The organism is Enterococcus sp. 5B3_DIV0040 (assembly GCF_002140755.1).
Lineage (GTDB): Bacteria > Bacillota > Bacilli > Lactobacillales > Enterococcaceae > Enterococcus_D > Enterococcus_D casseliflavus.
Genome location: NZ_NGLC01000001.1, coordinates 1634682 through 1649433, shown reverse-complemented (window position 1 = coordinate 1649433; position 14752 = coordinate 1634682). Strand labels below are relative to the sequence as shown.

Sequence of the window (14752 nt, the reverse complement as noted above, 5' to 3'; positions counted from 1 at the left end):
AATCTAACTTTTGGGGGTCGCTATTTGTATGGCAAAATATCCTTTTGAATTAAAACTAAAAATCGTTAAAGAATATCTTAGTGGTGTGGGTGGATATCGGCATCTTGCCAATAAATACGGTATTTCAAGCAAGTCTCAAGTAAGTGATTGGGTGAATGCCTATCGTGAATACGGAGAGGAAGGTCTATTGAGAAAGCATCAAAATCAGAAATATTCTGTTCAATTTAAGTTAAATGCGATAGAGTTATATCAAACAAGTGAGATGTCCTATCGAGAAGTTGCCAGCACTTTAGAAATGAACAACCCTGCGCTTATTGCCAATTGGATGCGTAATTTCAGAGAAGCAGGTATTGAGGGGATCTCAAAAGAGAAAGGACGACCACTTACTTTGGCTAGAAAAAAAGAGAACAAAAAAGAAAATACAACAACTGAAGAACGCGATCGTATCAAGGCATTAGAAAAGCAAGTCCGATCCCTTCAAATTGAGAATGCCTTTTTAAAAGAGTTGAGGAAGCTGCGAAAACAGGAAGCCCAGCAAAGACGCAAGAATCAATCGCACGAATCATCGCCAGCCTCCGAGGATCATTCAAACTAGTTGAGCTTCTTGAAACATTGAAATTTCCTAAAGCAACCTATATGTATTGGCAGAAACGGTTTGACAGACCAAACCCAGACCAAGAAATTGAAGAAAAAATGCTTGAAATTCGCAAGGAGCATAAAGACTATGGCTGTCTGCGACTAAAAAAAGAATTAGAGAATCAAGGGATTCATGTCAATAAAAAGAAGATTCAACGTCTGATAAAAAAACTAGGTATCGAAGTAAAGTCTTACACTCGAAAATCTCGACGGTACAATTCTTATCGTGGGAAGGTTGGCACTGTCGCCAAAAATCGTATTCATCGTCGGTTTTATACAAATATCTGTCACCAAAAAATTACAACTGATACCACAGAGTTTAAGTATTATGAAGTAGACACCACAGGTGTCGTTCGTCAGAAAAAGCTGTATTTAGATCCTTTCATGGATTTCTACAATAGTGAAATTCTATCTTATCGGATTTCTGAAAAACCAAACGCACTAGCCATAATGGAAGGATTAGAAGAAGCAATCCAGATGACAAATGATTGTCCATTTCGTAGAACCTTCCATTCAGATCAAGGATGGGCCTATCAAATGAATGCTTATAAGAATAAATTGAAGCAGCATAAAATCTTCCAGAGTATGTCTCGTAAAGGGAATTGTTTAGATAACTCACCTATGGAAAACTTCTTTGGTTTATTAAAGCAAGAGATTTTTCATGGAGAAGTCTATCGGAGTTTAGATGAATTGAAAACAAAAATTGACCAATATATCTATTATTACAACCATAAACGCATCAAAAAGAAATTAAATTGGCGAAGTCCAGTTCAGTTTCGAGAAGCTGTAAAAACAGCTGTTTAACAGTTAATTTTATCGTACAAAAAAGGAGTGGATTTCTCCACTCCATAAAAGTCTAACTTTTTGGGGTCACTACAAAGATCACGAGGATCTTGTGGGTCTTTTCAATTAGGCTGTTTGCTCAGGCGCTTTTTTCAACAAACCGAATACGACTCCAGAAACGATCGCACCGATCAAGATGAATAGCAAGAACAAAATTGGTTTAGATAATAATAGGACAACGAAGATCCCACCATGTGGCGCCATCAATTGGATATCAAAGGCACCGACAAGTGCACCAGTCAGGGCAGAACCGACGATAAAGCTTGGGATCGCTCGCAGTGGATCTGCTGCTGCAAATGGAATCGCACCTTCTGTGACGAAGGACAGCCCCATGACGATATTTGTCAAACCTGCTTCTTTTTGGTCTTTTGTAAATTTATTTTTGAACAATAACGTTGCGACAAAGATTGCTAATGGAGGAACCATTCCGCCCGCCATTACAGATGCCATCACGACGCTACCACCTTCAGCAACGGTCGTTGCCAATGTTGCAGTACCAAAAACATAAGCGGCTTTGTTGATTGGGCCGCCTAGATCGGCTGCCATCATCGCTGCTAACAAAGCGCCAAGTAAAGCTGCGTTGGTACCACTTAAGCCAGTCAAGAAGCTGTTCAAACCGTCGTTGATAGCTTTCATTGGCACGTTGATCAGTAACATCAAGAAGCCAGTGATCAATAGGCCGAAAACAGGGTAGAAGAGGATCGTTTTGATTCCTTCTAATGATTTTGGTAAGCCTTTGAATAATGAACGTAAGAACTTGATGACGTAACCAGCTAAGAAACCGCCGATCAAGGCACCTAAGAAACCAGCACCACCTGTATTTGCTAACGCACCTGCTGCGAAACCGACGATCAATCCAGGTCGGTCACTGATACTTGAAGCGATAAATCCAGCTAAGACAGGTAGCATAAAACCAAATGCCGCGCTACCGATTTGATTGAACCAAGAAGCTGCTTGGTTGTAGTTTCCTAATTGACTCAAGGCATCTTGAGGGACACCCATGAACTGGTCCACCATGAAGGAAATAGCGATCATGATTCCACCGGCAATAACAAATGGCAGCATATGAGAAACACCATTCATCAAATCTTTATAGATTCGTTGACCGACTGAACCATCAGCAGAAGCGTCCTCTTTATCAGAAGCTTGGCCGCTACCATGAAAAACAGGAGCAGTTCCGCTCATTGCTTCATTGATTAATTGCTCGGTTTTACGGATCCCATCACTGACAGGACGGTTTACTAAATGTTTGCCGTCAAAGCGATCCATTTCTACTTTTTTATCAGCAGCTACGATTACACCAGTAGCTCGAGCGATATCAGCTTCTGTTAGGCGATTTTTGATTCCTTCTGAACCATTTGTTTCGACTTTGATGTCAACACCCAGCTCTTTGGCTTTCTTTTTCAAAGCATCTTCTGCCATGTAGGTATGGGCGATTCCTGTCGGGCAAGCTGTAACTGCGACGATATAGGGACGTTCGCTAGCGGGTGCTGCTTCTTGGTTTGCCGCTTCTTCTGCTAAAGCATCGGCTTCTTGCTGTGCCTCAGCTTCTGAGAAAAGGTGCTGTACTTGATCAGCAGTCGTCGCTGTTTTTAATTTAGCAACGAAATCCGGATCGATCAACAAGCGAGATAGCGCTGCTAATGCTTGTAAATGAGTATCATTTGCTCCTTCTGGTGCTGCGATCATAAAGAAGAGGTACGTTGGTTGTCCATCTAACGCCTCATAGTCAACACCCGCATTACTTTTTGCGAATAAGACCGTCGCTTCTTTGACCGCACTGTTTTTGGCATGAGGCATTGCGATGCCGTCACCTAGCCCTGTTGATGTTTGAGCTTCTCGGGCAAGAATTCCTTCTTTGTAGACCTCGATATCTGAAATTCGTCCGACAGCATATAATTTTGCTACCATTTCATCAATGGCACCTTTTTTGTCTGTTGCTTGTAAGTCCATGATCATGGCATCTTTCAGCATCAACTCATTGATTTTCATTTTTTCCATCCTCCTATAGATTCACTTGTTCAATTATGACTTCAGGTAGTAATTCTTCGATAAATGACGCCTCAGCTAAATCATCTGAAAACGCAGTGGCACTGCCACAAGCGACTCCCCATTTGAATGCTTCAACCACATCTTTGGTCTTTGCATAACGCCCAATGAATCCAGCAATCATGGAATCTCCAGCGCCGACTGAATTTTTCAAAGGTCGTTTCAACACATTGGATCGATAGATCTCATTGCCAGTAAAGAGCAGGGCGCCATCGCCGCCTAGAGAGACAATGACATTTTTAGCGCCATCCTTTAGCATTCTTTGACCATAAGGCAAAATATCTTCGATTGTTGAAAAAGAAGTTTCATAAAGTTCGGCTAATTCATGATTATTTGGTTTGATCAGCAAAGGCTGATCGGATAAAGCATCAAAAAGTTCCGCGCCGGTCGTATCAATGACAAATTCCGCACCCGCTTCTTTAACGATTTTGATCAATTCTTTATAAAAGTCGGTTGGAAGACCAGCTGGTTTACTTCCTGATAGGATGACGATGTCTTCGGCAGAAAGAGTGGCTAATTGGTGTTTCAATTCAGCAATTTCTTGCTGGCGAATGACTGGGCCAAGACCGTTGATTTCTGTTTCTTCGCCGGATTTTAGTTTGATATTGATTCGTGTGTCCGCAGCGACTTGGGTAAAGTTGCTGTTGATTTCCTCTTTGGTCAGCCACTCTTCAATAAAACGACCAGTAAATCCGCCAACGAAACCAAGGGCAGTCGAGGCGATGCCGATGCGTTTCAAAATCCGTGAGACATTGATTCCTTTGCCGCCAGGTAGTTTAAAGTCTTGTTTCATTCGATTAAGGGCGCCGATTTCCAAATGATCGACATGGACGATAAAGTCGATCGATGGATTGAGTGTTACTGTGTAAATCATTGTATTACCTCCATAATGGTTGTTTTTGCTCTGAATTTCGCTAAATAGTTTTTTGGGCAATAATCGGTGATGATCGTCGCACCTTCGATAAAGGCAACTTGAGCAAAAGTCGTTTGCTGAAATTTGGAATGGTCTAGCAAGACATAGGCTTGTTGACTGTGCTCTAAAGCGATCTGCTTGATCAGGGCTTCTTCAGGATCAGGTGTTGTGAATCCAGCCTCAGAATGAGCCCCGTTCATGCCCATAAAGCAACGATTAAAGCGTAGTTTTCGCAGTTGTTCACCAGCATTGATCCCTAACACAGCGTTCGTCGATATCTTAATGGTTCCCCCTAAAATCATGGTGTCGATCCCGTGATCGATCAATAGGGAAGCGTGTTTGACGGAGTTTGTGACCACCTTAAGGCCTGTGATAGCCGATAGGAAAGGAATCATTTCGAGGGTCGTTGTACCAGCATCTAAGTAAATGACTTCACCATTTTTGATCGTCTGGGCAGCTGCTCTTGCTATCTTTTGCTTTTCCGTTTGAAACTTCGCCGTTTTTTCTGACATGTTTGGTTCGAAGCCTAATTGCTGACTTTTCTTGGCTCCACCGTGAATTCTGACTAAAAATCCTTTGTCTTCCAACTCTTGCAGGTCTCGACGGATCGTTGATTCTGAAGCATCCAACAGTTGAATCAGTTCACTGACCTTGACGATCTCTTCTTGTTCCAATCGTGCCAAAATCGCTTGATGACGCTCCTCTGTAAGCATTTTCATCACCTCTTCACCTGCCATGATACCATATGATTCGTTCAAAATCAATCATAAACAGTAAAAAACATTCAAAATGAAAGCGTGAATAAATAGAATCGGTCATAAACGGTCATGATAACCGTCATTTTGATTTAATAGCTATCCTTATATTTGACAATTTTTACTATTATTTGGCTTAATTAAAGTAAGGGGGGATAAATAAATGAATAACAAAGTCATTTTACAAGGGTTCGAATGGGACCTGCCGGCAGATAGCCAGCACTGGAACAAATTGAAAGAAATGAGTAAAGAAATCAAAGAGTATGGATTTACCGCAATTTGGCTGCCGCCTGCCTATAAAGGGACAGCTGGGTCCGAAGACGTTGGGTATGGTGTCTATGATTATTATGATCTAGGCGAATTCGATCAAAAGGGGTCGGTGCCAACAAAATATGGGACAAAGGATGAATACCTAGAAGCCATCAAAGCACTGCAAGAACAAGGAATAGAGGTTTATGCCGACATCGTTTTCAATCACTTGATTGGTGCCGATGAAAAAGAAGTCGTTCCAGCGGTTAAATACAATACCGAAAACCGTAATGAACCGATCAGTGATGAGGAAGAAATCGAAGCTTGGACCAAGTTCACATTCCCAGGACGTCAGGGGACGTACAATGATTACGTTTGGACGTGGCATAATTTTTCTGGTGTCGATTATGATGACCGCAACAAAGACCACGGGATTTTTAACTTCGCTGATAAGGGCTGGGAAAACCAAGTGGATGATGAGATGGGCAATTACGACTACTTAATGGGTTGTGATTTGGACATGGAAAATCCCGAAACAGTGGAACAACTCAATAAATGGGGCCAATGGTACCAAGAACTGACCGGCGTTGACGGGTATCGACTAGATGCGGTCAAACACATTGAGTTTAACTATTACGCGGATTGGATCTTAAACCGACGCGAGGAAAAAGGCAAACCACTATTTGTTGTCGGAGAATATTGGTCAGGGGATCTGCCAAAATTAGAAGAGTATTTAGATTCTTCAGGAAATTTGATTTATTTATTTGATGTGCCATTGCACTACAATTTATATGAAGCATCTCACTCAAATGGCGAATACGATATGAGCCAAATTTTTGCAGGGACGTTGACCGCCGCTCGCGAAGATTATGCAGTGACTTTTGTGGATAATCATGACACGCAGGTTGGGCAAAGTTTACAATCTTGGATAGACGGATGGTTCAAAGTCCATGCCTATTCATTGATCCTTTTACGTAAAGCTGGCGTACCAGTAGTTTTCTGGGGGGATTTATTTGGGATTCCCGCGCAAGAAATCGCCCCTGTCGGGGATGCGCTGGTCCATATGCTGAAACTTCGGGAGAAGCTTGCATTCGGGAATCAAGTCGATTATTTCGATGATCCTAATTGCATTGGCTGGGTATTAACTGGCGATTATGAACATGAGCTTTCTGGATTAGCGGTCGTGATGACCAATGCCCAAGGAGCGGAAAAAGAAATGACTATCAGTGCGATCCATGGTGGAGAGACATTCGTGGATATATTGAGAAACAATGAAGCGAAAGTTGTTTTAGATGATACCGGAAAAGGTGTTTTCCCGGTCAATGATGGGCAAGTCTCGATTTATGTAAATGAAAAACTAGTGGAGAAGTACTTTAGTTAACCAAGATCTTCAACGAATAAAAAGGCTGGTAGGTTTACAGCCTTTTTATTATGTAAACAAATCAAGCCTGCTTTCTCTTGAAAAAATCGCATGAATCGTAAGGGAAAAAATCAAAGCGCTTTTAATTAAAAGTTTTCAAAGCGTTCGGTTTTCCCCTTTCCCGGATAATGCTATAATTGAGAAGATTGAGAAAGAAAGGATGTTTAAAATCATGTCATCCAAAAGTGAATTACTTGAACGCATGAACCCACGGCAAAAAGAAGCCGTTATTCATACGGAAGGACCGTTGCTGCTGATGGCAGGTGCAGGAAGCGGGAAGACCCGTGTCCTAACCCACCGAATCGCCTATTTAATAGAAGAAAAAAATGTGAATCCATGGAATATTTTAGCCATCACATTTACCAATAAAGCGGCACGTGAAATGAAGGAACGGGTCAGTCAACTATTAGGATCGGGTGGAGAAGACGTTTGGGTTTCAACCTTCCACTCGATGTGTGTCAGAATCTTGCGCAGGGACGTTGATCGTATTGGCTATTCGAAGAATTTTACCATCATTGACTCTTCTGAGCAAAATACACTGATGAAACGGGTATTAAAAGAATTGAATATCGATCCCAAAAAATATGATCCTCGTTCTATTTTGGGAACGATCTCTCATGCCAAGAACGAGCTGTTGACACCTGAAGCTTACCAAGCCATGGAAGGTAGTCTATTTGAGCAGATCGTAGGTCGTTGTTATGAAAAATATCAAAAAGAGCTGCGCAATAATCAATGCATGGACTTCGATGATTTAATCATGAATACGATCCGCCTCTTCCAAGACAATGAAGATGCGCTGCAATTTTATCAACGGAAATTCCACTATATCCATGTCGATGAATACCAAGATACCAACCACGCCCAATACACACTGGTCAATTTATTGGCCGCTCGTTTTCGAAATCTTTGTGTTGTTGGGGATGCGGACCAAAGTATTTACGGTTGGCGTGGTGCCAACATGCAAAATATTTTAGACTTTGAAAAGGACTATCCAGATGCCGCAACGATTTTGTTAGAGCAAAACTATCGTTCAACGCAAACGATTTTAAATGCGGCAAACCAAGTAATCAAAAATAACCGCAACCGTCCAGATAAAAATCTATGGACAGAAAATCATGATGGGGAAAAGATCACTTATTATCGCGGGGATAGTGAACGAGATGAAGCACGATTTATCGTCAGTGAAATGCAAAAACAAATTGCAGAAAAGAACCGTAAATTCGGTGATTTTGCGATATTGTATCGGACCAATGCCCAGTCACGGATCATTGAAGAAATGCTTTTAAAGGCCAACGTTCCTTATACGATGGTCGGCGGCAGAAAATTCTATGACCGCAAAGAAATCCGTGATATTTTGGCCTATTTATCGGCGATCGCCAATCCGCGAGATTCCATCAGCTTAGAGCGTATCATCAATGTACCAAAACGTGGGATCGGTGCGACATCCGTCGAGAAACTACGAGCGTTTGCGAATCTTCATGAATGGTCATTGTTAGAAGCAGCCATGAACGTCGAGTTAGCGAATATTTCTGGAAAGGCTGGCAAAGAATTAGGAAGCTTTGGGATGATGATGGATGGCTTCGCCCAGATGGTTCCTTACCTATCAGTAACCGAACTGACAAAAGAAATATTAGAAAAAACGGGTTATCGTCAAGAGTTAGTCAACCAGAATAATTTAGAAGCACAAGCTAGACTTGAAAACTTGGAAGAATTTTTATCGGTTACCCAAGAATTCGACAAACGATTTGAGGCGCAAAACGAAGACGATGCAGATGCACCAGATGAGAAGTTGAGTGTTTTCTTAAATGACTTAGCTTTATTGTCAGACGTCGATAGTTATGAAGAAGAAAGTAGTCAAGTGACTTTGATGACCTTGCATGCTGCAAAAGGACTAGAGTTTCCAGTGGTATTTTTGATTGGGTTGGAAGAAAATATCTTCCCGCTTTCTCGTGCCTTAATGGAAGAAAGCGAGCTCGAAGAAGAACGGCGCCTTGCTTACGTGGGAATCACTCGTGCCGAGGAAGAGCTCTTTATGACCAACGCTTTTTCCAGAACATTATACGGTCGGACCCAATACAATCGTCCGTCTCGGTTTATCGAAGAGATCGAACAAGATCTGCTGCAATCATTAGGCGAGCGTTCACAGCCGAAAGCTGCTGCACCGTTTCAACCAAAAGTGTTCAAACCGAGCTATACACAGCCGCGTCAAACGACTGTCGCTTCTAAACAACAGACTTCTGCAGCTGGTAATACATGGCAAGTTGGCGAGAAAGTTCAACATAAAAAATGGGGAATCGGTACCGTCGTTCGGACGACTGGCAGCGCGCAAGATGTTGAATTAGATGTGGCGTTCCCACAACAAGGAGTCAAACGATTGTTGGCGGCCTTTGCGCCGATTGAAAAAGTTGAAAAATAAGGAGGATATTAGGATGGATGTCCCTTCAAAAGAAATCCAATCACGAGCAGAAGAGCTGCGCACACAATTAAATCAGTATGCTTACGAATACTATGTAAAAGATCAGCCTTCCGTGGAAGATTATCTCTATGATCAGCTATATGCAGAACTGGTTGAAATTGAAACCAATTATCCGCAGCTAGTAACCGAAGACTCACCCACCCAACGAGTAGGCGGTATCATTTTACCTGGCTTTGAAAAGGTCACGCATGATATTCCGCTATATAGCCTGAACGATGTCTTTGACAAAGAAGGAATCGTGGCTTTTGATGCCCGTGTTCAAAAAGCACTGGGGAAAGCGGTAGATTATGTCTGCGAGTTAAAGATCGATGGATTGTCAATTTCCTTGAAATATGAAGAAGGGCGCTTTGTTCGTGGAGCAACTCGAGGAGATGGTACGGTAGGTGAAAACATTACAGAAAACCTAAAGACCGTCAAATCGATTCCACTGAAATTAAAAGAACCGATCTCGTTGGAAGTTCGCGGCGAATGCTATATGCCAAAGGCTTCGTTTTTGAAATTGAATCAACAGCGAGAAGAAGAAGGGGCGGAAGTTTTTGCCAATCCTAGAAACGCAGCGGCTGGAAGCTTGCGACAATTAGACACACGGATCGCAGCCCAAAGAAACTTAAGCACCTTCTTGTACACACTAGCTGACTTTGGACCAATTGAAGCCAATGATCAATTTTCAGCATTGAATGAACTGGATCAATTAGGCTTTCGTACAAATCACGAACGCAGAGTGTGCCACACCATCGATGAGGTTTGGGCATATATCGAAGAGTTTCATGACAAGCGCAGTGAGCTTCCCTATGAGATTGACGGCGTAGTCATCAAAGTCAATAATTTCAAAGATCAAGATGCGCTAGGCTTTACCGTAAAAGCACCCCGATGGGCGGCGGCATATAAGTTTCCACCGGAAGAAGCGGAAACAGTGATCGAAACGATCGAATGGACCGTGGGACGGACGGGTGTTGTGACACCGACCGCTGTTATGACCCCTGTTCGTGTTGCTGGAACGACGGTCAGCCGTGCCAGTCTCCATAATGTAGATTTCATTAAAATGAAAGACATCCGCATTGGCGATTCGGTCATCATCTATAAGGCGGGGGACATTATTCCAGAGGTTGCGAAAGTCTTGGAAGAAAAACGAACAGAAGCAAGTCAACCCTTTGAATCGCCTACACATTGTCCCGAATGTGGGAGTGAGCTGATCCATTTAGATGAAGAAGTTGCCTTGCGTTGTATCAATCCAAAGTGTCCAGCACAGATCAAAGAAGGACTAAGCCATTTCGTTTCACGGAATGCTATGAACATTGACGGTTTAGGGCCCCGTGTTTTAGAGCAAATGTTCGATAAATCCTTAGTTAAAGATGTGGCCGACTTGTACTTTTTAACAGAAGAACAATTGTTGACCCTTGATAAAATCAAAGAGAAATCAGCCAATAACCTGTTGCGGGCGATTCATCAAAGTAAAGGAAATTCGGTTGAACGTTTGATTTTTGGGCTAGGCATCCGTCATGTTGGTGCGAAAGCGGCTCGGATTTTAGCAGAACATTTCGGTGATCTGCGGGCGCTCAGCAAAGCCAAGGAAGAAGAAATCATTTCACTAGAAGCTATCGGCGCAACGATTGCTGAAAGTGTCGTCACGTATTTTGACAATCAAGAAGTTCACGACCTGTTAGATGAACTTGAAAGAGCGGGTGTCAACTTTGCTTATTTGGGGCTTAGAAATGAACAGTTGGAAGACGTCGAATCACCATTTAAAGAGAAAACCGTCGTTTTAACAGGAAAATTAAGTCACTTCACTCGTGAAGAAGCCAAGGAACGAATTGAAAATCTCGGTGGGAAGGTAACAGGCAGTGTATCGAAAAAGACCGATATCGTTGTTGCTGGGGAAGAAGCAGGCAGCAAACTGACCAAAGCACAATCCCTAGGTGTCACCGTTTGGGATGAAGCTCAAATGGTGGCTGCGATCGAAGGCAGTCATTCGGCAGATCAATAACCTTTAAGCATTGTCACAGACGAGAAGCAGTTGTTTTTTCTTGTCTAATTGAAATCATTTCTTCCCTTCACTACGAGGAAAGAAATGATTTCTGCTTTTATTTGCAATTATATTTGATAATTTTCAAATTCTATTTCATGATTTGTTAAAAAAATGATACAATACATTGGAAAAACGTAAACGTAGATTACGGATACGAGAAAGAGGAGGATTTTATGGCGATCAGCGAAGAACAAGTCAAACACGTTGCCAAACTAGCAAAACTTTCATTCTCAGACGATGAATTACATGAGTTTACCTCTCAGCTAGGGAAAATTATTGATATGGTTGAAACACTTGAAGAAGTGGACACCACAGGAGTACCATTCACATCGAATGTCGCAGAAACGATTAACGTGATGCGTGAAGATGTAACGACCGGCGGCTGGGACCGTGATGAATTAATGAAAAATGTTCCAGAATCCGAAGAAGGCTTTATCAAAGTGCCTGCAATCATTGATAATGGGGAGGCGGGTGCCTAATGACTGAATTATATAAAAAAAGCTTAGAAGAATTACACAGCTTATTAGTGTCAAAGGAAATTACTGCAACAGACTTAACGAGCGAAACCTTTGCTCGCATTAAAGAAACAGAGCCGAAAGTCGATGCGTTTCTAGCGTTGAATGAAGAAAAAGCGCAGGAATTGGCACAAGCCATCGATCAAAAAGGCATCACTGAAAGCAATGTGTTGGCGGGAATTCCAATCGGAATCAAAGACAACATCGTTACCAAAGATTTGCGGACAACAGCTGCTTCAAAAATCTTAGGTAATTTTGATCCAATTTACGATGCGACCGTTATGGACAAAGTTTATCAAGCAGACATGATTCCAGTTGGTAAGTTAAATATGGATGAATTTGCCATGGGCGCAAGTACCGAAACATCGTTCTTTAAGAAAACGAAAAACGCTTGGGACGAAACAAAAGTACCTGGTGGTTCATCAGGTGGCTCGGCGGCTGCCGTTGCAGCTGGACAAGTCCCCCTATCATTAGGTAGCGATACGGGTGGTTCGATTCGTCAACCAGCAGCTTTCAATGGGATCGTCGGGATGAAACCAACCTACGGACGGGTTTCTCGTTTTGGTCTGATCGCGTTTGCATCATCTTTAGATCAAATTGGTCCGATGACGCGTGGTGTGAAAGACAATGCCTTTGCATTAAATGCCATCAGTGGGTTTGATGCGAAAGATAGTACGTCAGCAGGCGCTGCTGTTCCTGATTTTACAGCAGGTTTGACGGGTGATATCAAAGGTATGAAAGTCGCTTTGCCAAAAGAATACTTAGGTGAAGGGATCCAAGCAGGCGTTCGAGAAGCAATCTTAAAAGCAGCGGACACTTTCCGTGCGTTAGGAGCGACTGTGGAAGAAGTCAGCTTGCCACACTCAAAATACGGGGTAGCCGTTTACTATATCATCGCTTCTTCTGAAGCAAGTTCTAATTTGCAACGTTTTGACGGTATTCGTTATGGTTTCCGTTCAGAAAATGTCAGCAATCTAGAAGATGTCTATGTCAATTCTCGCAGTGAAGGATTCGGGGAAGAAGTAAAACGCCGGATCATGTTAGGTACGTTTTCACTAAGTGCTGGCTACTACGATGCCTACTTCAAAAAAGCCGGTCAAGTACGGACGTTGATCAAACAAGATTTCGATAAGGTCTTCAGCCAATACGACTTGATCATTGGCCCAGCTTCCCCAACGGTAGCATTTGGTATTGGAGAAAACATCAATGATCCGATCACCATGTACTTGAATGATATTTTAACCATTCCTGTGAACTTAGCAGGACTGCCAGGGATGTCGATCCCAGCAGGTTTTTCTGAAGGACTGCCAGTCGGCTTGCAGATCATTGGGAAACATTTTGATGAAGCAACCATGTATAAAGCGGCTTATGCCTTTGAACAAGCAACTGATTTCCACACGAAAAAACCAGTGATTTTAGGAGGGGATAAGGCATGAACTTCGAAACAGTCATTGGGCTTGAAGTCCACGTAGAATTAAAAACAGAATCAAAGATTTTTTCTCCAGCACCTGCTCACTTTGGCGCTGAACCAAATAGCAACACGAATGTGATCGACTGGGGCTATCCAGGTGTTTTACCAGTAATGAACAAAGCGGCTATCGAATTTGGGATGAAAGCTGCGCTTGCGCTGAATTGTGAAATCTCAAAAGAAACGCATTTCGACCGCAAAAACTATTTCTATCCCGACAATCCAAAAGCGTATCAAATTTCGCAATTCGATCAACCGATCGGTCATGATGGGTGGATCGAGATCGAAGTGGAAGGCAAAAAGAAAAAGATTCGCATCGAGCGAGTTCATTTGGAAGAAGATGCTGGGAAAAACATGCACGGCAAAGGCGGTTATTCTTATGTTGATCTAAATCGTCAAGGAACCCCTTTAATCGAGATCGTTTCCGAAGCGGATATGCGTTCACCAGAAGAAGCATATGCGTATCTAGAAGCGTTGCGTTCAATCATCTTGTTTACAGAAGTATCCGATGTGAAGATGGAAGAAGGTTCCATGCGTTGTGATGCGAATATTTCGTTGCGACCTTACGGCCAAGAACAATTCGGAACAAAAACAGAACTGAAAAACTTAAACTCTATGTCCTTCGTGAAAAAAGGGTTGGCATTTGAAGAAAAACGCCAAGCCAAAGTATTGCTTTCTGGAGGCGAGATCCAACAAGAAACTCGACGTTTTGATGAAGCAACCAGCAAAACCTTATTGATGCGTGTCAAAGAAGGTTCTTCTGATTATCGTTACTTCCCAGAACCAGATATCCCACGGTTTGTGATCGATGATGAATGGATCGAACGTGTACGTCAAAGCTTGCCAGAAATGCCGCAAAAACGTCGTGCCCGTTACATCTCTGAATTGGGCTTACCAGAATATGATGCAATGGTCTTGACTTTATCAAAAGAAATGTCCGATTTCTTTGAAAAAACCATCGATGCTGGTGCTGATCCTAAACAAGCTTCTAACTGGTTGATGGGTGAAGTTTCAGCGTATCTGAACAGCGAGAAATTGGAACTGCCAGAAACGAAATTAACCCCAGACAATTTAGCGGGAATGATTCGTTTGATCGCCGATGGCACGATCAGTTCGAAGATTGCGAAAAAAGTCTTCAAAGAGTTGATCACAAACGGCGGTGACGCTGAAGAAGTCGTAAAAGCCAAAGGATTGATCCAATTATCAGATCCTGCGCAATTACTACCAATGATCAATGAAGTATTAGATAACAACCAACAATCCGTCGATGACTTCAAAAACGGAAAAGACCGCGCAGTCGGTTTCTTAGTTGGTCAAATCATGAAAGCAACCAAAGGACAAGCGAATCCAGGTGTTGTGAACAAGCTGTTGCAAGAAGAACTAGCAAAGCGATAAGAGGCAA

11 protein-coding genes are annotated in these 14752 nt (G+C 42.5%); 8 read left to right on the top strand and 3 right to left on the bottom strand.

The window, feature by feature from the left end; genetic code table 11:
• The first annotated feature begins 28 nt into the window (after positions 1 to 28).
• Together A5883_RS19805 and A5883_RS19800 are read left to right on the top strand one after the other, a co-directional pair.
• A complete protein-coding gene (locus A5883_RS19805; RefSeq protein WP_015509615.1) occupies positions 29 to 595 on the top strand; it encodes a helix-turn-helix domain-containing protein in 567 nt (188 codons plus the stop codon).
• Positions 553 to 1440, top strand: a complete 888-nt coding sequence (locus A5883_RS19800) for an IS3 family transposase (protein ID WP_317756472.1) — start codon at positions 553 to 555, stop codon at positions 1438 to 1440. The genes A5883_RS19805 and A5883_RS19800 overlap by 43 nt, the downstream gene beginning before the upstream one ends.
• A 105-nt stretch (positions 1441 to 1545) precedes the next feature.
• On the opposite strand, the gene A5883_RS07805 is transcribed toward A5883_RS19800, so the two are convergent.
• The 3 genes from A5883_RS07805 to A5883_RS07795 are packed head-to-tail and all read right to left on the bottom strand — an operon-like array spanning position 1546 to position 5154.
• Positions 1546 to 3471, bottom strand: a complete 1926-nt coding sequence (locus A5883_RS07805) for a PTS fructose transporter subunit IIABC (RefSeq protein ID WP_034857806.1) — start codon at positions 3469 to 3471, stop codon at positions 1546 to 1548.
• A gap of 13 nt (positions 3472 to 3484) precedes the next feature.
• The gene (pfkB, locus tag A5883_RS07800; RefSeq protein WP_015509619.1) at positions 3485 to 4402 is read right to left on the bottom strand and encodes a 1-phosphofructokinase; all 918 of its coding nucleotides are present in this window, start codon (positions 4400 to 4402) and stop codon (positions 3485 to 3487) included.
• Positions 4399 to 5154: a DeoR/GlpR family DNA-binding transcription regulator gene (locus tag A5883_RS07795; protein ID WP_005225973.1), complete on the bottom strand. Its 756-nt coding sequence runs from the start codon at positions 5152 to 5154 to the stop codon at positions 4399 to 4401. Before A5883_RS07795 ends, pfkB begins: the two co-directional genes overlap by 4 nt.
• 205 nt (positions 5155 to 5359) lie before the next feature.
• Between A5883_RS07795 and A5883_RS07790 the strand changes: the two genes are divergently transcribed.
• From A5883_RS07790 to gatB, 6 genes are all read left to right on the top strand, one after another.
• Positions 5360 to 6826 (top strand): alpha-amylase, encoded by a 1467-nt coding sequence (locus A5883_RS07790; RefSeq protein ID WP_015509620.1) that lies wholly within the window; start codon positions 5360 to 5362, stop codon positions 6824 to 6826.
• 211 nt (positions 6827 to 7037) lie between these two features.
• Positions 7038 to 9281: a DNA helicase PcrA gene (pcrA, locus tag A5883_RS07785; RefSeq protein ID WP_034857801.1), complete on the top strand. Its 2244-nt coding sequence runs from the start codon at positions 7038 to 7040 to the stop codon at positions 9279 to 9281.
• 13 nt (positions 9282 to 9294) lie between these two features.
• Positions 9295 to 11325, top strand: a complete 2031-nt coding sequence (gene ligA / locus A5883_RS07780) for an NAD-dependent DNA ligase LigA (protein WP_081117063.1) — start codon at positions 9295 to 9297, stop codon at positions 11323 to 11325.
• Positions 11326 to 11540: 215 nt separating this feature from the next.
• A complete protein-coding gene (gene gatC, locus A5883_RS07775; protein WP_005225977.1) occupies positions 11541 to 11846 on the top strand; it encodes an Asp-tRNA(Asn)/Glu-tRNA(Gln) amidotransferase subunit GatC in 306 nt (101 codons plus the stop codon).
• Positions 11846 to 13318: an Asp-tRNA(Asn)/Glu-tRNA(Gln) amidotransferase subunit GatA gene (gene gatA, locus A5883_RS07770; RefSeq protein ID WP_010748184.1), complete on the top strand. Its 1473-nt coding sequence runs from the start codon at positions 11846 to 11848 to the stop codon at positions 13316 to 13318. Before gatC ends, gatA begins: the two co-directional genes overlap by 1 nt.
• The gene (gene gatB / locus A5883_RS07765) at positions 13315 to 14745 is read left to right on the top strand and encodes an Asp-tRNA(Asn)/Glu-tRNA(Gln) amidotransferase subunit GatB (protein WP_005225979.1); all 1431 of its coding nucleotides are present in this window, start codon (positions 13315 to 13317) and stop codon (positions 14743 to 14745) included. The genes gatA and gatB overlap by 4 nt, the downstream gene beginning before the upstream one ends.
• Positions 14746 to 14752: the final 7 nt, after the last annotated feature.